This window comes from Mycobacterium bourgelatii (genome assembly GCF_010723575.1).
Classification (GTDB): domain Bacteria; phylum Actinomycetota; class Actinomycetes; order Mycobacteriales; family Mycobacteriaceae; genus Mycobacterium; species Mycobacterium bourgelatii.
In genome coordinates this window covers 4,713,049-4,733,328 of the sequence record NZ_BLKZ01000001.1, presented here as the reverse complement: position 1 = coordinate 4,733,328, position 20,280 = coordinate 4,713,049, and the positions used below count along the sequence as shown (strand labels likewise).

17 protein-coding genes are annotated in these 20,280 nt (G+C 64.9%); 10 read left to right on the top strand and 7 right to left on the bottom strand.

All coding sequences use genetic code 11. From position 1 onward, the window contains the following. The first annotated feature begins 3 nt into the window (after nt 1-3). Nucleotides 4-537, top strand: a complete 534-nt coding sequence (locus G6N68_RS20355; RefSeq protein ID WP_163718828.1) for a DUF3558 domain-containing protein — start codon at nt 4-6, stop codon at nt 535-537. Nucleotides 538-605: 68 nt separating this feature from the next. Here the strand turns inward: G6N68_RS20355 and G6N68_RS20350 are convergent, their stop codons facing one another. Continuing rightward, nucleotides 606-1,118, bottom strand: coding sequence for a SixA phosphatase family protein (locus G6N68_RS20350; protein ID WP_205351396.1), 513 nt, complete (start codon nt 1,116-1,118; stop codon nt 606-608). A gap of 62 nt (nt 1,119-1,180) precedes the next feature. Next, nucleotides 1,181-2,551: an HNH endonuclease signature motif containing protein gene (locus G6N68_RS20345; RefSeq protein ID WP_163716160.1), complete on the bottom strand. Its 1,371-nt coding sequence runs from the start codon at nt 2,549-2,551 to the stop codon at nt 1,181-1,183. Between the two features lie 125 nt (nt 2,552-2,676). Between G6N68_RS20345 and G6N68_RS20340 the strand changes: the two genes are divergently transcribed. The 4 genes from G6N68_RS20340 to G6N68_RS20325 all read left to right on the top strand — a co-directional run bounded on the left by G6N68_RS20340 (nt 2,677) and on the right by G6N68_RS20325 (nt 9,516). After that, on the top strand, nt 2,677-3,840 hold the full coding sequence (locus G6N68_RS20340; RefSeq protein WP_163716155.1) for a metallophosphoesterase family protein: 1,164 nt from the start codon (nt 2,677-2,679) through the stop codon (nt 3,838-3,840). After that, on the top strand, nt 3,837-6,467 hold the full coding sequence (locus G6N68_RS20335) for an AAA family ATPase (RefSeq protein WP_163716153.1): 2,631 nt from the start codon (nt 3,837-3,839) through the stop codon (nt 6,465-6,467). Before G6N68_RS20340 ends, G6N68_RS20335 begins: the two co-directional genes overlap by 4 nt. A gap of 25 nt (nt 6,468-6,492) precedes the next feature. Continuing rightward, on the top strand, nt 6,493-8,082 hold the full coding sequence (locus G6N68_RS20330) for a GMC family oxidoreductase (protein WP_163716150.1): 1,590 nt from the start codon (nt 6,493-6,495) through the stop codon (nt 8,080-8,082). Between the two features lie 120 nt (nt 8,083-8,202). Further along, nucleotides 8,203-9,516, top strand: coding sequence for an alpha/beta hydrolase (locus G6N68_RS20325; RefSeq protein WP_163716148.1), 1,314 nt, complete (start codon nt 8,203-8,205; stop codon nt 9,514-9,516). On the opposite strand, the gene G6N68_RS20320 is transcribed toward G6N68_RS20325, so the two are convergent. The 4 genes from G6N68_RS20320 to G6N68_RS20305 form a co-directional block, all read right to left on the bottom strand. Further along, complete coding sequence (locus G6N68_RS20320; RefSeq protein ID WP_240355538.1) at nt 9,503-11,149, bottom strand: ABC transporter family substrate-binding protein; 1,647 nt, start codon at nt 11,147-11,149, stop codon at nt 9,503-9,505. The two genes, G6N68_RS20325 and G6N68_RS20320, sit on opposite strands and share 14 nt — an antisense overlap. Nucleotides 11,150-11,210: 61 nt before the next feature. Next, the gene (locus G6N68_RS20315; protein ID WP_163716145.1) at nt 11,211-13,058 is read right to left on the bottom strand and encodes a dipeptide ABC transporter ATP-binding protein; all 1,848 of its coding nucleotides are present in this window, start codon (nt 13,056-13,058) and stop codon (nt 11,211-11,213) included. After that, the gene (locus G6N68_RS20310) at nt 13,055-13,966 is read right to left on the bottom strand and encodes an ABC transporter permease (RefSeq protein ID WP_163716142.1); all 912 of its coding nucleotides are present in this window, start codon (nt 13,964-13,966) and stop codon (nt 13,055-13,057) included. The genes G6N68_RS20315 and G6N68_RS20310 overlap by 4 nt, the downstream gene beginning before the upstream one ends. Beyond that, complete coding sequence (locus G6N68_RS20305; protein ID WP_163716140.1) at nt 13,963-14,940, bottom strand: ABC transporter permease; 978 nt, start codon at nt 14,938-14,940, stop codon at nt 13,963-13,965. The genes G6N68_RS20310 and G6N68_RS20305 overlap by 4 nt, the downstream gene beginning before the upstream one ends. 182 nt (nt 14,941-15,122) lie before the next feature. Between G6N68_RS20305 and G6N68_RS20300 the strand changes: the two genes are divergently transcribed. After that, nucleotides 15,123-15,623, top strand: coding sequence for a beta-class carbonic anhydrase (locus G6N68_RS20300; protein WP_163716137.1), 501 nt, complete (start codon nt 15,123-15,125; stop codon nt 15,621-15,623). 43 nt (nt 15,624-15,666) lie between these two features. On the opposite strand, the gene G6N68_RS20295 is transcribed toward G6N68_RS20300, so the two are convergent. Continuing rightward, on the bottom strand, nt 15,667-16,098 hold the full coding sequence (locus tag G6N68_RS20295) for a PaaI family thioesterase (RefSeq protein ID WP_163716134.1): 432 nt from the start codon (nt 16,096-16,098) through the stop codon (nt 15,667-15,669). Nucleotides 16,099-16,234: 136 nt separating this feature from the next. Between G6N68_RS20295 and cysD the strand changes: the two genes are divergently transcribed. The 4 genes from cysD to G6N68_RS20275 are packed head-to-tail and all read left to right on the top strand — an operon-like array spanning nt 16,235 to nt 20,239. Continuing rightward, nucleotides 16,235-17,164: a sulfate adenylyltransferase subunit CysD gene (cysD, locus tag G6N68_RS20290; protein ID WP_163716131.1), complete on the top strand. Its 930-nt coding sequence runs from the start codon at nt 16,235-16,237 to the stop codon at nt 17,162-17,164. Next, nucleotides 17,164-19,017 carry an adenylyl-sulfate kinase gene (gene cysC / locus G6N68_RS20285; protein ID WP_163716128.1) on the top strand — a complete coding sequence of 618 codons (1,854 nt, stop codon included), beginning with the start codon at nt 17,164-17,166 and terminating at the stop codon, nt 19,015-19,017. The genes cysD and cysC overlap by 1 nt, the downstream gene beginning before the upstream one ends. Next, nucleotides 19,014-19,742: a 3'(2'),5'-bisphosphate nucleotidase CysQ gene (locus G6N68_RS20280; protein WP_069418840.1), complete on the top strand. Its 729-nt coding sequence runs from the start codon at nt 19,014-19,016 to the stop codon at nt 19,740-19,742. The genes cysC and G6N68_RS20280 overlap by 4 nt, the downstream gene beginning before the upstream one ends. Before the next feature lie 17 nt (nt 19,743-19,759). After that, nucleotides 19,760-20,239: an Rrf2 family transcriptional regulator gene (locus G6N68_RS20275; RefSeq protein ID WP_069418839.1), complete on the top strand. Its 480-nt coding sequence runs from the start codon at nt 19,760-19,762 to the stop codon at nt 20,237-20,239. The last annotated feature ends 41 nt before the right edge of the window (nt 20,240-20,280 follow it).

The window sequence follows — 20,280 nt, the reverse complement described above, 5'->3', positions numbered from 1 at the left end:
TGGATGAGGTGCCTGGCTGCCGTGCTCTCCGTGGTGGCGGTGCTGTTGACCGGCTGTTCGAAGTCCGTCTCGGGTACTGCCGTCAAGGCGGGTGGGGCCGGCGTGCCGCGCAATGACAATTCCGAGAAGCAGTATCCAAACCTGCTCAAGGAATGCGAGGTCCTGACCACCGACGTGCTGGCGAAGACGGTGGGTGCCGATCCGCTGGACATTCAGAGCACCTTCGTCGGCGCGATCTGCCGTTGGCAGGCGGCCAACCCGGCCGGTCTGATCGACATCACCCGCTTCTGGTTCGAGCAGGGCAGTCTGAGCAACGAGCGCAAGGTTGCCGAGGGCCTGAAGTATCAGATCGAGACCCGGTCGATCCAGGGCATCGACTCCATCGTGATGCGAACGGGCGACCCCAATGGTTCCTGCGGTGTCGCCAGCGACGCGGCGGGCGTGGTCGGTTGGTGGGTAAACCCCCAGGCGCCCGGCATCGACGCGTGCGCGCAGGCGATCAAACTGATGGAGTTGACGCTGGCGACAAACGCCTAGCCGGCCACCAGCGCCTGGCTATTGGCGACCAACGCCTGCCTACTGCCACCAGCGCCAGCCCACCACGCCTAGTCCTTGCGCGGTACGTGGAACTCGATAAGCGCGGCGCTGCCGACTTCCAGATCCGCCCATCGTCCTGGGACGCGTAGCACCGCCATCGCCGACGTCGGGAACTTTTCTTCGATGCGGTCGACCGCTGCGTAGTTGGTGCCGTCGGCCCCGGCCAGCAGTATCGCCACCGAGGACGTCGTCGGCTCATGTCCGACCACCAGCAGCGTCGTGACGTCGTCGGCCACGCGGTTGATCTCCTCGATGACGGTGCCTGGGGTGCCGCCATAGAGCCGGGCGACATACTGCACCGGCGCGTCAATCCCGCTGCAGGCGAGGGTTTCTCGGGTGCGGGCGGCCGTCGAGCACAGCACGGCGTCGACGGCCGGCAGGTTGGCGCGCAGCCAGTCCCCGGCCAGCGCGGCCTCGCGGACACCGCGTGGCGCCAGCGGTCGGTCATGGTCAGCGATGCCATCCGGGTACGCGGACTTGCCGTGTCGCATCAGCACGAGGTTGCGGTCCGGTTCTGTCACCGGACTCACGTTACCGATAGGAAATTCCGCTCGTGCCACGCCGGAACGTGCAGTTATGTCGGTCAAGCCGCCTCGTCATCGTCGTCGCCGTTGCGTAGGAGTTTTTGTGGGTGGTGGAAGGTGTTGGTTCGGGGTTGGCCGTGGTCGAGGTGGGGTGGGGGGATCCATTCGGTGTCGTTGGTGGTGTTTTTGCGGGTGGTCCAGCCTTTGTCGAGCAGGCGGTGGTCGGGGCCGCAGGCGAAGGTCAGGTTGTTGACCTCGGTGGTGTGGCATTGGGCCCAGGCGGTGACGTGGTGGACTTCGCAGTAGTAGCCGGAGACCTCGCAGCCGGGTGCGGAGCAGCCGTGTTCTTTGGCGTAGAGCACGATGCGTTGTCCGGGGGAGGCCAGGCGTTTGCTGTGGTGCAGGGCGATGGCTTTGCCGTTGTCGAAGACCGCCAGGTAGTGGTGGGAGTGGCGGGCGAGGCGGATCACATCGGACATGGGTAGCAGGGTGCCGCCGCCGGTGAGGCCGGTGCCGGCGGCGGCTTCGAGTTCCTGCAGGGTGGTGGTGACGATGATGGTGGCCGGCAGCCCGTTGTGCTGGCCGAGGTCGCCGCTGGCCAGCAGGGCGCGCAAACCGGCCAGCAGCCCGTCGTGGTTGCGTTGCCCGGGGCTGCGGGTGTCGGCGGTGATGGCCTCTTGGGTGGGGGTGCCGTCAACGCAGGGTGTCTTCTCGGCGGCGTTGCACATGCCGGGGGCGGCAAGTTTGGCCAGCACGGTTTCGAAGGTGGCGCGCGCTTCGGGGCTCAGGTAGCCGCTGATCGGTGACATTTTGTCGGGGCCTTGTTTGCCGATGATGAGGCAGCGTTTGCGGGCGCGGTCTTGTTCTTCGGTGTAGTTGCCGTCGGGGTTGATGGTGTCCAGGGTTTTTGCCGCGAGTTTTTCCAGTTGATCGGGCCGGTAGTCACCACCGAGCTTCGACAGGTCGCGGTCGGCTTTGGCGCAGGTGTCCAGATCGACCCCGGTGGGCAGGTGGGCGAAGAACTTGCGGATGATGCGGACGTGGGATTCATCCAGGCGGCCGTGGCGTTGGGCTTCGGCGGTGGCCGGCAACAACGGTTCCAGGGGTTCGCCGTTGATGGCCCGGCGGGGGCCGAGGTCGGCGGCTTCGCCGATCCAGCGGTTGGCTTCCCCGCGGGTGATGCGCACCCGGTTGGCCAGCACCCGCGCCAGCTTGCCGCCCAACTCTTCTTCACTGGATTGGGTTTGCAGGTGATGGATCAACGCGTGCCGGGCCACCGGCAACCGGCGCACCTCGGTGATCAACGCCTCTAAGTACTGCAAGCTTTCCCGCCCACTCAACATCTCCGGGCACAGTTCGAGCACGGCCGACACCGCCTCATGCAGCGCGTCATACGCCGCGGCGAACGCCCCTTGGCTACTCGAACTCATGTTCGAAAGACTACGCCACCCCACCGACAAGATGACCCGTCCGATCAACGTCCCAAGACTTGTCGGCACCGAGTCATACACTCGCGTTGCCTTGATGGACACGGACTTCGGGAGGAGGGGCCAGGATGCGATTCCTGCATACCGCCGACTGGCAACTGGGTATGACGCGGCACTTCCTCGCCGGTGACGCCCAGCCCCGCTATTCGGCGGCCCGCCGCGATGCGGTCGCCGGTTTGGGAGCGCTCGCCGCCGAAACCGGTGTCGAATTCGTCGTCGTGGCCGGCGACGTGTTCGAAGACAATCAACTCGCGCCGCAGGTAATCAGCCAGTCTCTAGAAGCCATGCGCGCCATTGGGATTCCCGTGTACCTCCTGCCGGGGAACCATGACCCACTAGACGCATCGTCCGTCTACACCAGCGCCCTGTTCCGCGCCGAATGTCCCAAGAATGTCATCGTCCTAGATCGCCCTGGGGTCCACGAAGTTCGACCCGGGATCGAGATCGTCGCGGCACCTTGGCGCTCCAAATCGCCGACTACAGACTTGGTCGCCGAGGCGCTGAACGGCTTGCCCGCGACGGACGCCACCCGAGACGTCACCCGAATATTGGTCGCCCACGGCGGTGTCGACGTGCTCGATCCGGACAAGGGCAAACCTTCGCTCATCCGACTTGCCAACCTCGACAGGGCGCTGGCTGACCGCGCGATTCACTATGTGGCACTGGGGGATAAGCACTCGCTCACGCAGGTCGGTGATAGTGGTCGAGTGTGGTATTCGGGTTCGCCAGAGGTCACCAACTATGACGACGTCGAGGCCAACCCGGGGCACGTTCTGGTGGTAGACATCGACGAAAGCGACCCGCAACGCCCGGTCGCCGTGGAACCCAAACGCATCGGTCGTTGGCGTTTCGTCACGTTGACTCGTGAGGTCGACAACAACCGCGAAATCGCGGATCTGGACGTAAATTTGGATCAGATGAGCGACAAGGAACGCACGGTAGTCCGGCTGGCATTGACCGGTTCGTTGAGCGTTACCGACCGCGCCGCGCTCGACGCCTTGCTGGACAAGTACGCGCGATTATTTGCCTGGCTTTGCATTTGGGAAAGTCATTCCGACTTGGCGGTGATCCCTGCCGACGGCGAATTTAAAGACCTTGGCATCGGGGGCTTCGCGGCGTCGGCCGTCGACGAACTCGTCGAAACCGCACGCGCCGGCGACAACGAATCCGCCGAGGATGCCCAGGCGGCCCTCGCGCTCCTGCTCCGGCTCACCGATCGGGGTGCGGCGTGAAACTGCACCGGCTGGTCCTAAGCAATTACCGCGGTATCGCGCATCGCGATATCGAGTTCCCCGAACACGGCGTCGTGGTCGTCAGCGGGGCCAATGAAACCGGCAAGTCGTCCATGATTGAGGCGTTGGATCTGCTGCTGGAATGCAAAGACCGCTCGACCAAGAAAGAGATCAAGCGGGTCAAGCCAACCAACGCCGATGTCGGCTCTGAGGTCATGGCTGAGATCAGCAGCGGCCCTTATCGTTTCGTCTACCGCAAGCGCTTCAACAAGATGTGTGAGACGGAGTTGACGGTGCTGGCTCCCCGGCGCGAGCAGTTGACGGGTGACGAGGCGCATGAGCGGGTCCAGGCCATCCTCGACGAGACGGTCGATACCCAGTTGTGGCGTGCGCAACGCGTGTTGCAGGCCGAGTCGACCGGCGCAGTCGACCTGTCGGGCTGTAATGCGTTGTCCCGGGCACTGGACATCGCGGCGGGTGACGAAGCCACACTGTCCGGTACCGAACCATTGCTCATCGAGCGCATTGATAACGAGTACGGGCGCTACTTCACCCCAACCGGCCGGCCCACCGGCGAATGGGCCGCGGCCATCTCCCGGTTGGCCGAAGCCGAAGCCCGAGTAGCCCAATGCGCGGCGGCCGTGGCAGAGGTCGATGATCGCGTGCGGCGCCACGAGGAACTCACGCTGCAGGTGGCCGAGTTGTCGCAGCAACTGGATGCCGCCGGACCTCGCCTAGAAGAGGCTAAGGCAAAGGCCAAGGCCATCACGGCTCTCGCCGATCAGGAACGCGAAGCAAAACTGGTCGTCGCAGCCGCGGCGGCAACAGCGGCGGGCTCGACGGCCGCGCATGCGGCACGCCAAGCCCTGCTGAACGAAATCGGCACTCGCACAACAACGGTCACTGCGCTCGAAGCGGAAACGCAGCAAGCAGCCGCCCAGCAGGAGGCCGCGCAAACTGCCGCGAAAGCCTGCGATGCCGCCGCCGCGCAGGCTGCCCAAGCTGTTACCGCTGCACAATGCAGAGTCGACGCCGCCCGCGGGGCCCTTGAGCAGGTGAACGACCGCGAAGAAGCCGACCGGTTGAGCGCACGCCTGGCTAAGATCGATGACATCCAACGTCGCCGCGAGCAAATTGGCGTGGAGCTGTCGACCATTGCCATCACCGACGAGATCATGCGCCGCATCGAAGACGCCGCGGCCGCGGTCGACCGCGTCGACGGGCAGTTGGCCCTGATCTCGGCCGGGGTGGAATTTACTGCGGCAACGGACATCGAGTTGGTCGTAGCGGATCAACGCGTGTCGTTGACGGCGGGCCAGAGCTGGTCGCTCACGGCTACATCTGCTGCGGAAGTGGAGATCCCCGGCATCGTGACGGCGCGGATCACACCGGGCGCCACCGCGCTCGACATGCAGGCGAAATATGTTGCGGCACAGAATCAACTCGACGCGTTACTGCAAGAAGGCAAGGTGGGCGATGTAGCGGCGGCGCGTTCTACCGATCAGCGGCGTCGCGAACTGCAGAACACTCGCGACCAGCTGACTGCCACCCTCACCGGCCTGTGCGGTGACGAACAGGTGGACCAACTCCGGGAGCGGCTGGCGCAATTGCGCGCCGATCTCCCGGCAGAACCGGATCTGTTCACCGGAACAAACCTCGATGGCGCCACCGCGCGCACCGAACTTGTCGCTGCCGTGGCGGCCCGTGCCGATGCCCAGGCGGAGTGCGAAAGGCAGCGGCAGGCCGCAGCCGATGCCAACCGTGAGCTCAGCGAAATATCTACCAAGGCAGCGGTTTTACAGAACAAGCTGGCCGCCGAACGGGCCGAGCTTGAGGCAGCGACCGCCCGATTGACCGACGAGCGCGCCAAGGCCAGCGACAGTGACCTCGCCGCCAAGGTCCAAGCTGACCAAGCGGCGCTGCAGGCCGCCGAAGCAAAGGTTGCCGAACTGGCCGAAGCGCTCGCCGCCACGGCGCCCGACGCAGTGGCCGCAGAATTGAAGGAAGCCGCCGAAACGGTAGACAACCTGCGCCAAAACCACGAAACTGCCACCAATGCACTGCGCGAGGTCAGCATCGAACTTTCATGGATCGGCAGCGAAGGCCGAAGGGGCAAGTTGGACGCCGCCGAGACCGAACGTGAGCATGCCGCCGGCCAGTACGCCCGGATCGGGCGTAGGGCCCGCGCGGCAAAGTTGCTCCGAGAGGTGATGACGCGTCATCGGGAGACCACCCGGCAGCGCTATGTCGAGCCGTACCGCGCCGAGCTACACAAGCTTGGTCGTCCAGTCTTCGGTCCCACATTCGAGGTCGACGTCGACAGCAACTTGTGCATCCGCGGCCGAACCCTGGACAACGTCACCGTCCCGTACGAATCCCTGTCGGGTGGCGCCAAGGAGCAACTCGGGATTCTGGCGCGCCTGGCCGGAGCGGCGCTGGTTGCCAAGGAAGACACCGTCCCGGTGGTGGTTGACGACGCGCTGGGATTCACCGATCCCGACCGGTTGGCCAAGATGGGGGAGGTGTTCGACGCGGTCGGTGCCCACGGCCAAGTCATCGTCCTGACGTGTAGTCCTGACCGGTATGAGGGCGTCAAGGGCGCGCATCGCATCGAACTCGGCGTCTAGACTGGGCCCGAAACGGGGTAACGCGGTGGATTCTCAACACGACTATGTTGTCGTCGGTACTGGCTCGGCCGGTGCCGTCGTAGCCAGCCGACTCAGCGCCGATCAAGGCACTGAAGTGTTGGCCCTAGAGGCGGGGCCGCGCAACAAGAACAGATTCATCGGAGTCCCGGTCGCCTTCTCCAAATTGTTCCGAAGCGAAATCGACTGGGACTACCTGACCGAACCACAGCCAGCGCTAAGCGGCCGCGAAATCTATTGGCCGAGAGGAAAAGTGCTCGGTGGCTCGTCGTCGATAAACGCGATGATGTGGGTGCGCGGATTTGGCGCCGACTACGACGAGTGGGCGAAGCGGGCAGGCCCCGAGTGGTCGTATGCCGAGATGCTCGGATACTTCCGGCGGATCGAGAATGTAGCCGACGCCTGGCACTTCGTCGACGGCGACGCCAGCGGCGTTAGCGGCCCGATGCAGATTTCCCGGCAGCGCAGCCCATCCCGGTTCACCGCCGCCTGGCTGGCCGCGACTCGTGAATGTGGATTCCCCGCAACCCAGCCGAATGCGGCTGCGCCCGAAGGATTTTGCGAGACGGTCGTCACCCAGCGCAAGGGGGCGCGGTTCAGTACCGCTGACGCCTACCTCAAGCCGGCCAAAGAGCGGAAGAACCTCAACGTGATCACCGAGGCGACGGCGACGCGGGTGATCATCGAAGGCAACCAAGCGGTGGGCGTGGAATACCAGCAAGCTGGCCAAACTCATGTTGCCTACGCCCGTCGCGAAGTGGTGCTCTGCGGAGGGGCGGTCAACACCCCGCAGCTGTTGATGCTGTCCGGAATCGGCGATCGCGACCATCTCGCCGAGCACGGCATCGACATCGTCCACCACTCACCCGAAGTGGGTAAGAACCTCATCGACCACCTCGTCACGCCGATCGGCTGGTCCGTCGACGGCGACAGCCTTGCGGGCGCGGAGAAACCCAAACAGTTGATCAACTATCTGGCGCGCCGTCGCGGCATGCTCACTTCCAACGTCGGCGAGGCTTATGGTTTCCTGCGCAGCCGCCCGGACCTCGAGCTACCCGACATCGAGTTGATCTTCGCGCCCGCTCCGTTTTACGACGAGGGCTTGCTGAATGAGTCGCCCGTCCACGGCGTGGTCTTCGGGCCCGTCCTGGTGGCACCGGAAAGCACGGGGCAGATCACGCTCCGGTCGGCCGACCCGAACGACAAGCCGATCATCGAACCGCGCTACCTCACCGACCCCGAGGGGTTGGACCGTGCCGCCATGATGGCCGGCCTGCGGGTTTGCGCACAGATAGCCCAAGCTCCCGCGATCAGCGGCCTCCTCGGTCCCATCGCGCGCCCGCGCAACTGCACCGAGTTGAACGAGGAAACCCTCGAGCTGGCCCTGGAAACCTGCTCACACACCTTGTATCACCCCATCTGCACCTGCCGCATGGGTAGTGACGAAGCCAGTGTGGTTGACCCGCGGCTCCGGGTGCGGGGCGTCGACCGGCTGCGAGTCGCCGACGCCTCGGTGTTCCCCAGCACGATTCGCGGGCATACCCATGCTCCATCGGTGTTGATCGGCGAGCGCGCCGCCGACCTGCTGCGGGCGTGACGCAACACGGCAACACGGCAACGCAGCAACCTGCCGACTTCATCACACAAAGTTTGACCGCACCCCGCCTCGGCAACACCGAAGTTGAATAGCGGGGGGCCGAGTGGCGGGAAGACAACGATGGCGATAAACGCGACACGGCGCCGGATGCATCGCAGGCTGACGCGGTTGCCTGGGCTACAAACCGTGCGTAGACCGGTGTCGCCGGGATCCGACGAACAATTCGACCTTTATTACGTGCGCGACGGCCGCAAGTCGGCGCACCCGGTGGTGATCATCCCCGGCGGCCCAGGCATGGCATCGGTGCTCGCCTACCGAGGCTTCCGGCAGCGCGCGGTCGATGCCGGCTTGGACGTCATCATGGTCGAACACCGAGGCATCGGCCTTTCGCGCCTCAATGACGCCGGAGAGAACCTGCCGCCGGAGGCACTCACGGTCGAGCAGGTCGTCGACGACATCGCCGCGGTGCTCGACGATGCCCGCGTCGAATCGGCCACCATTTTCGGCAGTTCCTACGGCACTTACATCGCCGCCGGCGTCGGCGTCCGTCATCCGCATCGGGTGCAGGCAATGATCCTCGACTCGCCGCTGCTGTCCCGTCATGACGTCGAGATCGTGCGCGACACCCTTCGCCACGTGCTGCTCAAGGGCGACCGCGCCGACACCGTCACCTTGGCACCGAAAATGCGTCGCCTGGTCGATCGCGGGATCATGACTCCGGCGGCCGGACAGCTTGCGGCGACGGTGTACGGCTACGGCGGCGCCGAACTACTCGAGCGCCAGCTGGACCTGCTGCTTACCGGGCGAAAGATGCTGTGGCGGACCCTTTCTCGGGTCGGCAAGATCGTCACCCGGAAGGTTCCGTACAGCTACGAGGTCGATCTGGTGGGGCGCATCGCCTTCCGTGAACTGGACTACGGCGCCGAGCCCGACGGCCTACCGCTGGACCCGGCGGTTGCCTACCGCGAAACATTCGATACAACAGAAACTTTCGTCGCGGAGCCGTACGACTTGGTCGCTGAGATGCCGAAGTTCGACTGGCCAACGGTGGTGATCGCCGGTGGCCGCGATCTGGTGACGCCGCCCGCCGTCGCCGAACGCATTGCGACGCTGTTGCCGCACCCAGTCTTGGTGAATATGCCGACCATGGCGCACGCCGCGCTCGATTTCCGGGAGCCCGCGGCGCTGGCCATTGCCAAGTCGGTCTGCGACGGCGAAATGGACGAGCTTGCCCACCGCGCACCGGATCTGGACGCGATCCAACCGCCACTCGCGTTGCGGCTGCTGTGGGAGGCGGTCGACCTGGCCGCGAGGGCGGAGTTGGCGACACCCCGGCTACCCCAATTACCGCGAATCACCGAGCTGACACACCAGCTACTAAACCAGCTGCCTCAGCAACTGCGACCGCAGCGCCCCGGCGTCAATTCCGCATGAACCCGATTGCGGTGTAATCGTAGTCGGCTAGGCCGCGCGCGCCGAAATTGGCCAGCGTGCTGCGCACCGCGACGGTGCCCGCCGACTGGATCAGCGGCAGGCTGAACCCTTCCGCCCAAATGAGTTTGTCCACCTCGTTGGCCAGCGCGCGTGCTTTGACCGGGTCAAGTTCGGCGAGTGTGCGCTCAATGGCCTCGTCGATCTCCGGGCTACCGATCTTGCCGACGTTGCTCTCGCCGTGCATGGCATAGATCTGGGTGAGTCCGGAGAGCGGAAACGCGTCGCCCACCCAGCCGAACAACGCGATATCGAACGCTCCGACATTGACGTAGTTGCTGAAGAAGTCGCTGCCGGACCGGGCTTGGAGTTCGAGCTTCACGCCGATCTCGGCAAGACTGTGTTGCGCGACCTGGGCAAATTGTCGGCTGCGCTGCGCGTCGTAGAACAGCAGGCGTACGACGAGCTGGCGACCATTCTTCTCCCGGAACTGACCGTTCTGCTTCCAGCCCAAGGCGTCGAGGTCCCGTTTCGCCCGTTCCGGGTCGTAGGCAACGACGCCGCTGTTGTCCTGATAGCCTTCCTGGCCGGCCACGTAGATGTGGTTGTTCAACGGCTTCGGATCATTGGAGAGGCCGTACAAGGCGACCTGGGCGATAGTGCTTCGGTCGATTCCCCGCGACACGGCCAACCGCAAATCCTTGTCCTCGAGAATCGACCCCGTGGCGCCGTTGAACGTGAAATGCGTCCAGGTAGGCCCTGGCGCGCGTCGGATGGAGATGCCCTTGGTGCGCTGTGCGATCGTCAGGTCGTCGAGCGAGCCGATTCCCGTCGCGTCGATCGTGTTGTTTTGCAGTGCCGGTATGGCTGCCGTCGGGTCGAGCACCAGGTAGGTGATGGTGTCCAACCGTGGTTGCCTTCCCCACCATTTCGGGTTGCGGGACAGGGTGATTCGTTGGGCGGCCCGGTCCAGGTTGGTCACGATGAACGGCCCGGCCGTTGCGCCAGGAGCATTCAGCCACCCCGTGTTGAATGCCTCGGGCGTGGAGGTCAGGCTGGCCGGCAGCAGCATGCCGTTGCCGGCGAACATGCCCCGCCACTCGGCGTAGGGCTGGGCGAAGGTCATCACGGCCTGCCGGTCGTCCACCCCGCGGGTCACCGACGCGACTCGGTCGGAACCGCTCGACGAGGCGATCTCGAATGCCTCGTCCTTACCGCTGGTGGCATGGATCTGGCTCGCGATGTCGCGCCACGTGATGGGGGTGCCGTCGGACCAGACTGCCTTGGGGTTGATCGTGTAGGTGACGACCTGCGGATTTTCATTGGTGAGTTCGATGCTGGTGAAGTAGTCGGTGTTGACTCTCGTCGACCCGTCCGGCCCGATGATGAACGCGCTCGGCAGCGTCGCTTTCAACATCGACGCCGTCTCGGCCAGGTTGCCGTCGATGTGCAGGATGTTGAAATTGGGCGGGAAGTCACTGAGCGCTAGTCGCAGGTTTCCGCCGTCTCGCAGGGTGGCGGGATCCTGCGGGTTGATGTCGCTGGTCGTGCCGACCGCGGCGTTGCCAGGCGCCGGTGGCGGTAGCGGCGGGGCCGCCGAGCAGCCCGACACCAGCACAGTGCCGCTGATCAGCACGACTGCAACCCGACCGGCAACCCGACCGGAAACCCGACCCCAACCTCGACGCCAAGAACGCTTAGCCACGGCCACGACGGCCCCCCGGGTCCGGCTGCGGCACCGCGCCTAGCAGCCGCTGGGTGTACTCATGCTGCGGATTGTTGAAGACGTCTTCGCTGTCGCCCTGCTCGACCACGGCCCCTTTGTACAGCACAACCACCCGGTGGGCCAGGTGCTTGACCACCGAAAGGTCGTGTGAGACAAACAAGTACGACAAGCCAAACTGGTCCTGTAGATCGAGCAACAGGTTGATGATGCCGGCCTGGATCGAGACGTCCAGCGCGGATACCGGCTCGTCGAGGGCCAGGATCTTGGGCTGCAGTGCCAAGGCGCGGGCAATGCCGATGCGCTGCTTCTGGCCACCGGAGAATTCGGCTGGATAGCGGCTGGCGTCGGCGCGGCGCAATCCCACGATCTCCAGCAACTCGGCAACCCGGGCGTGCGTGTCGCTCTTGTTGAATCCGTTGGCTTGCAACGGTTCCGCCAGCAGATTGAAGACGGGTAGCCGCGGGTCCAACGATGCGACCGGGTCCTGGAAGACGACCTGAATGTCACGGCGCAGCGCGCGCCGATTCGCCGGACTCAGGGTGGCCACGTCGACACCGAGCACTTCAATCGAACCCGATTCCGGCGCAGCCAGTTCCAGGATCTGATGCAAGGTGGTCGATTTGCCCGAGCCGGATTCCCCGACGATGCCCACCGTGCGGCCTTGCTGCAGCTCGAAACTGACCCCGTCGACGGCGCGGACCTCGCCGATGGCGCGGCGCAGCAACACGCCCTTGGTCAGCGGATAGGTCTTGACCAGATCCCGCACCGCGACGATGACGGACGAGTCGGCCGGCTCCACGGCGGCGCGCTCCGTGCTGACCCCGTAGATGTCCGCCGCGCTGCGCCCGTCGACCTGATCGGTCCGAATGCAGGCGGCTCGGTGGTTCATACCGACCTCGATCAATTCCGGCTCTTCAGCAAGGCATTCGTCGATAGCCAGCGGACAGCGCGGCGCGAACGGGCATCCCGGATCGAGTCCCGCGAGCGAGGGTGGCGCGCCGGGAATGGGCACCAGTCGGGCGCCTTGTACCGCATCCAACCGGGGGACCGAGCCCAACAGTCCCACGGTGTAGGGCATCTTGCGGTCTCGGTAGAGATCCGTCACGGGTGCCGACTCGATGACCCGCCCGGCGTACATCACCAGCGCACGGTCGGCGAACTCGGCGACGACCCCGAGGTCGTGCGTGATGATCAGGACCCCCGCGCCGGTGACGTCACGGGCAGTCCTGAGTACTTCGAGAATCTGCGCCTGCACCGTAACGTCCAGTGCCGTCGTCGGCTCGTCACAGATCAACAGGTCGGGGTCGTTGGCAATCGCGATCGCGATCACCACGCGTTGCCGCTCGCCCCCGGAAAGCTCGTGCGGAAACGCGCGGGCGCGCCGCTCGGGCTGTGAGATACCCACCAGCTCAAGCAATTCCACGGCGCGTGCGCGGGCGGCCTTCTTGCCGATGCGTGGCTGATGCACTTCGATCGCCTCGGCGATCTGGTCACCCACGGTATAGACGGGGGTGAGCGCCGACATCGGATCCTGAAACACCGTGCCGATCGCCTTGCCGCGAAACCGCGACATCTCGTGGTCGGCAAGTCCCAAGAGTTCGGTGCCCTGCAGTCGCACCGAGCCACTTACCTTCGCGTACTCGGGCAACAGACCCACCACCGCCATGGCGGCGGCGGATTTCCCCGATCCGGACTCACCGACCATGGCCACCACCTCACCGGGGTCGATGCGGTAGCTGATGCCGCGCACCGCGGTCACCGCAGCGCCATCGGTGGGAAAGGTGACCGCCAGGTCGTTCACTTCCAGCAGCGAGCTCATGCGCCACCACGTCGCAGGGTTCTGCTCCCGGGATCCAACGCGTCGCGCAGACCGTCGCCGGTCAGGTTGGTGCACAACAGAATCAACACCAAGACCCCGGCGGGGAACAGGAACACCCAGGGGAACGTCGTTGCGGACTGGGTGCCGTCGGCAATCAGGGTGCCCAGCGAGGCATCTGGCGGCTGGATACCGAATCCCAGGAAGCTCAAGCCGGTTTCAGCCAGGATGGCGAAGGCAATGTTGAGGGTGGCATCGATGATGAGGATGGATGCCACGTTGGGTATCACATGACCGGTGATGATGCGGCGGCTGGAGACGCCCATGTACCTTGCGGCCCGGATGAATTCGCGTTCACGCAGGCTCATGGTCATGCCGCGCACGATGCGGGAACTGACCATCCAGCCGAAGCCGGCGAGCAACAGGACCAGCAGCATGACGTTGGCCGCGCTCTTGGTCCGCTGCGACACGATCAAGATCAGGATGAAGCTGGGCACCACCAACATCAGGTCGACCAGCCACATCAGGGCCCTGTCTCGCCAGCCCCCGAAATACCCTGCGATCGCTCCGACCGTGGCTGCGATGCCGGTGGAGAGCACCGCCACACAGACGCCGATCAGCATCGACTTCTGCATGCCGCGCAGTATCTGCGCGAGCAGGTCCTGACCCAGTGCGTTGGTGCCCAGCCAGTGGCGGCCGTCGGGCGGTTGCAGCAACGCGTCGAAATCCAGGTCCAGATACGAATACGGCAGCAGCGGAGGCAACGTGTAGCAGCCGACGAACAGCAGCACGAGTATCACCAGCGAGACCACCGCGGCGCGGTTGCGCAGGAAGCGGCGCAGCACCAGTGTTCTGCGTGAACTGAACTCGATCGCCTCGACCGGGTCGATTTCTTCGATGGACACGCTCATGACACCCGCACCCGGGGGTCGAGAGCCGCGTAGATGATGTCGGAAAGCAGGCCGGCCAGCAGCACGACGGCGCCGGAGAACAAGGTGATAGCGGCGACGATGTTGGCGTCCTGGGTTGACACACCCCGGATGGCCCATTCGCCCATGCCATGCCAGCCGAAGATCTTCTCGACGAACACGGCCCCGGCGACCAGGCCGGCGACGCTATAGGCAAACAGCGTCGCCATCGGTATCAATGCGGTTCGTAGCCCATGTTTGACCAGTGCGCGTCGGCGGGTCAGGCCCTTGGCGCGCGCGGTGCGGATGAAGTCCTGTCCGAGTACGTCGAGCATGGCGTTGCGTTGATATCGGCTGTACCCGGCGGCGCCGCCCAGCGCCAGCGTGAGTGACGGCAGGATCAGGTGCTGCACCCGGTCGCCGATGTTGTCCCAGAATCCGCCGGTCACACCCGGGGAGGTTTCTCCGGTGTAGTCGAAGAGTTGCATCCCCAGCGCCCAGTTGACCCGCAATGCACCCATGATCAGCAAGTTGGCTATGACAAAGGTCGGGGTGCTGATGATCAGCAATGCCACCGTGGTGACGACGCGGTCGCTGAGCCGATATTGCCGGATCGCCCCCCACGCGCCGAGCACGACACCCAGCACCGTGCCGACGACGGACCCCACCACCAGCAACCGAACGCTGACTCCGATGCGACGCCTGAGTTCCTCCCCGACGGGTTGCCCGGTAATGGTCTTGCCGAAATCGCCGCGCACAGCGTGTGAAGCCCAATTGGCGTAGCGGATGGGGATGGGCTTGTCCAAGCCGAGGTCGTGGGCCCTCTTGTCGATCACCGATTGCGGCGGGCGCGGACTGCGCTGCATCAGGCTTTCCAACGGCCGGAACGCCACCGAGGTCAGGCAGTACGTCAGGAACGACGCCAGCGCCAACAGAATGATGTAGTTGAGCAGCCGACGCGCCAGAAAGCGTGTCATGCCCTACCACCGTGCCGCATTGGGACAGGGTAGCGAGCACTCGTCCACGGCAACCACCGCACACGCGACCGTTTCAATCCCGCTGATCTTGATTCGTGTCATGTCGCCGGGCCATTGTTAAAATCCAGCGCGGTTCGACTCTGGTTAAGAAGCCTAATTTCCCAATAACTAAGGAGACTTGCGTGACGGTTACCGACGAATACTTGGCCAACAACGCCGAGTACGCGAGCACCTTCAAGGGGCCGCTGCCGCTGCCGCCGAGCAAGCACATCGCGGTCGTGGCGTGCATGGACGCGCGACTCGACGTCTACCGTGTGCTCGGCATCAAGGAGGGCGAGTCACACGTTATCCGCAACGCTGGGGGAGTCGTCACGGACGACGCGATCCGTTCGCTCGCCATCAGCCAGCGGTTGCTGGGGACGCAAGAGATCATCCTCATTCACCACACCGACTGCGGGATGCTCACCTTCACCGACGACGACTTCAAGCGCGGCATCCAGGACGAGATCGGGGTCAAGCCGCCGTGGGCGGCCGAGGCCTTCCCGGACATCGCTGAGGACGTCCGGCAGTCGTTGCGTCGCATCCAGAACAGCCCGTTCGTGACCAAGCACGTGTCGCTGCGCGGCTTCATCTTCGACGTGGCCACCGGCAAGCTCGAGGAGATCACCCTCGACGAGTCGTAACTCGTCAACGCACCTTGCGTCAGCCCAGTCAGCCGAGCTTGACTCAGCCCACTTTGTAAAGGGCGAGGGCTTTCGCGAGCAGTTTTCCATCGGGGTCGACGATGTCGGCCTCGCAGTTCACCAGCGATCGGCCGCGCCGTAGGGCGCGGCCGACGCCGAACACGTCGGTGGCGCGCGCGGGTGCCATGAAGTCCAGGGTCATCGAGACGGTGACCCCGCGCAGGTCGGGTGGTGCCTGCGCGCCGCACCACGCCGCCGCCATCACGGTCACGTCGGCGAGGGTTGCGATAGCCCCGCCGTGCACCATGTCGCCGATCGTCACGTTGGACGGGTCCCACGGCAGTCGCAACCTGACGCCGTCGGGCTCGAGTCGTTCGGCGACGATTCCTAACTTCGCGACGAACGGTGATGCCGGCAGAAACTGAGCAATGACGTCGCGACCGCTCGGGGGCGCGCCGGGTTCGGGGTCAGCCATTCGTCCATGCTGTCGCACGCCATGTAGCGGCAAAACCCTTTCGTTGACATGACCGGCCCAGGACTGGTTCTATAACTGGTAATGATCATAAATATGGTCAAATCTACCAACTTTGCGAACAAATCGATAGGCCCATATGACCAGCGCGGTGAACGCCGGCCCCGCGGCCGGCCAGTACGAATTGAGCCATTTGCGCTCACTGGAGGCGGAGGCCATCCACATCATCCGGGAGGTGGCGGCGGAGTTTGAGCGGCCAGTCCTGCTGTTCTCCGGCGGCAAGGACTCCATCGTCATGCTGCACTTGGCGCTCAAGGCATTCCGTCCGGGGCGGCTGCCCTTCCCGGTGATGCATGTCGACACCGGCCACAACTTCGACGAGGTCCTGGCCACCCGCGACGAGCTGGTTGCCGAATCCGGGGTGCGCCTGGTGGTGGCGTCCGTGCAGGACGACATCGACGCCGGCCGCGTGGTCGAGACCATCCCGTCGCGCAATCCGCTGCAGACCGTGACGCTGCTGCGGGCGATCCGGGAGAACAAGTTCGACGCCGCCTTCGGGGGAGCCCGCCGCGACGAGGAAAAGGCGCGCGCGAAGGAACGGGTGTTCAGCTTCCGCGACGAGTTCGGCCAGTGGGACCCGAAGAACCAACGGCCCGAGCTGTGGAGTCTGTACAACGGGCGCCACCACAAGGGTGAGCACATCCGCGTCTTTCCCCTGTCCAATTGGACCGAATTCGACATCTGGTCCTACATCGGCGCCGAAAACGTCAAGTTGCCCTCGATCTATTTCGCCCACCGGCGCAAGGTCTTTCAGCGTGACGGGATGCTGCTGGCGGTACACCGCTACCTGCAGCCTCGACCCGACGAAAAAATATTCGAGGCGACCGTGCGGTTCCGCACCGTCGGTGACGTCACCTGCACCGGGTGCGTGGAGTCAGAGGCCGCCACCGTCTCGGAGGTCATTGCCGAAACCGCGGTGTCCCGCTTGACCGAGCGTGGCGCCACCAGGGCCGACGACCGGATCTCGGAGGCAGGCATGGAAGACCGTAAACGGCAGGGGTATTTCTGATGGCTGCTCCCACCACACTGCTGCGTCTGGCCACCGCCGGCTCCGTCGACGACGGTAAGTCCACGTTGATCGGGCGCCTGCTCTATGACTCCAAAGCGGTCATGGAAGACCAGTGGGCCGCCGTGGAGAAAACGTCCAAGGAACGAGGTCACGACTACACCGATCTGGCGTTGGTCACCGACGGGCTGCGGGCCGAGCGGGAACAAGGCATCACCATCGACGTCGCCTACCGCTATTTCGCCACGCCCAAGCGGAAATTCATCATCGCCGACACCCCGGGCCACATCCAGTACACGCGCAACATGGTCACCGGCGCGTCGACCGCTCAGCTGGTGATCGTCCTGGTCGACGCGCGGCACGGCTTGCTGGAGCAGTCCCGCCGGCACGCGTTCCTGGCCTCTCTCCTGGGCATCCGCCACCTGGTGCTGGCGGTCAACAAGATGGACCTGATCGACTGGGACAAAGAGAAATTCGAGGCGATCCGCGACGAGTTCCACGCGTTTGCGGCGCGCCTCGACGTGCAGGACGTGACGTCCATCCCGCTTTCGGCGCTGCACGGCGACAACGTGGTCACCAAATCGGACCAGACGCCGTGGTACGAAGGGCCTTCGCTGCTGTCGCACCTCGAAGAGGTCTACATCGGCGGTGACCGCAACCTGGTGGACGTGCGGTTCCCGGTGCAGTACGTCATCCGCCCGCACACACTTGATCATCAGGACCACCGCAGCTACGCAGGCACGGTGGCCAGCGGAGTGATGCGGCCGGGCGACGAGGTGGTGGTACTGCCGGTCGGCAAGACCACCCGGATCACGGCCATCGACGGTCCGACCGGTCCTGTGGCGGAAGCGTTTCCGCCGATGGCCGTGTCGATCAGCCTGGCCGACGACATCGACATCTCGCGCGGCGACATGATCGCGCGTGCCAACAATCAGCCCAGAATCGCGCAGTCTTTCGACGCCACCGTCTGTTGGATGGCGGACGACTCCGCGCTCGAACCCGGCCGCGACTACATCATCAAGCACACCACCCGAACCACGCGGGCGCGGATCACCGCGCTGGACTATCGCCTCGATGTCAACACCCTGCACCGGGACAAGACGGCGGCGGCGCTGAAACTCAATGAGCTGGGCCGGGTTTCGCTGCGCACCCAGTCGCCCTTGCTCCTCGACGAGTACACCCGTAATGCCACCACCGGCTCGTTCATCCTCATCGACCCCGACACCAACGGCACGGTGGCCGCGGGCATGATCCTGCGCGACGTCTCGACACACACCGCCAGCCCCAACACGGTGCGGCACAAGTCGTTGGTGACGGCCGAAGACCGGGCCACCAAGGGCAAGACTCTGTGGCTCACCGGGCTGTCGGGTGCCGGCAAGTCGTCGGTGGCCATGCTGGTCGAGCAGAAGCTGCTCGAAAGGGGTATTCCCGCTTATGTTCTCGATGGTGATAACTTGCGGCACGGCTTGAATGCCGATCTCGGTTTCAGCATGGCCGACCGCGCGGAGAACCTGCGCCGGCTGGCGCATGTCGCCACGCTGCTCGCCGACTCCGGACAAATCGTGCTGGTGCCCGCGATCAGCCCGCTGGCCGAGCACCGCGAGATGGCCCGTAAAGTCCACGTGGACGCGGGATTTCCGTTCTTCGAAGTGTTCTGCGACACGCCGATCGAGGAATGTGAGCGCCGGGACCCCAAGGGGCTGTACGCCAAAGCGCGGGCTGGCGAGATCACCCATTTCACCGGGATCGACAGCCCCTATCAGCGCCCGAAGAACCCCGACCTGCGGCTCACTGTGGACCACACGCTCGAGGAACAAGCGCAGGCCGTGCTCGACCTGATTGAATCGTTTTCATGAGCGATCACCAGCTGGCCGCCGAATTGGCGACGCAGGCCGGGGAGCTGTTGCTCGGTGTGCGCACCGAGTTGGCCGACGCGACCGAAGCCGAGCGAAAGGCCGCGGGGGACAAGCGGTCGCATGACTTCCTGATGGCCGCGCTGGCAAAGCGTCGCCCCGACGATGCCGTGCTGTCCGAAGAGGGCGCCGACGACCCCGTGCGCCTGCGGTCCGAGCGCGTGTGGATCGTCGACCCACTGGACGGCACCCGGGAATTCTCCGAACTCGGGCGGCAGGACTGGGCCGTGCACGTGGCGCTGTGGGAATCCGGTGAGCTCGTCGCGGGCGCCGTCGCGCTTCCGGCGCAAGGTGTTACGTTGTCGACCCCCGACGTCGACCCACCGGCCCCGAATCCCGCCCCGCCGCGGATCGTGGTGTCGCGTACTCGGCCGCCGGCAATCGCTCTGCAGGTTCGCGACAGCCTCGGCGGAACGCTGGTCGAGATGGGATCGGCCGGGGCCAAGGTGTCGGCGGTCATCCAAGGACTGGCCGACATCTACGTACACGCCGGCGGTCAATATGAATGGGATTCCGCCGCACCGGTGGCGGTGGCGCGCGCTGCCGGTCTGCACACGTCGCGGCTAGACGGGTCTCCGCTGCAATACAACCGGCCCGATCCGCTGTTGCCCGATCTGGTGGTGTGCCGGCCAGAGTACGCCGACGCGGTGCTGAGTGTGACCGGCTAGCTGGCAGAATTCTTGGCATGCGGATGTCGGCCAAGGCGGAGTATGCAGTGCGGGCGATGGTTCAGCTCGCCACCGCCGAGCCCGGCACGCTGGTAAAGACCGACGATATTGCGCAGGCGCAAGGAATACCGCCGCAATTCCTCGTCGACATCCTCACCAACTTGCGCACGGACCGTTTGGTGCGCAGTCACCGCGGCCGCGAGGGCGGCTACGAATTAGCCCGTCCAGCAAACGAAATCAGCATCGCTGACGTGCTGCGCTGCATCGACGGACCGCTGGCCAGCGTCCGCGACATCGGACTCGGTGACCTGCCTTATTCCGGCCCCACCGTGGCGTTGACCGACGTCTGGCGGGCGTTGCGGGCCAGCATGCGCTCGGTGCTGGAGGAAACCACGCTGGCCGACGTCGCCGCCGATGCGTTGCCGGCGCATGTGGCGAAAATGGCCGACGACTATCGCGATCAGGAGAGCAAGCGGCACCGCAGTACGGGCGGTTAGCCCGTAGTTCCCCCCGCTGAGTGGGTTCTGAATCCCCGATG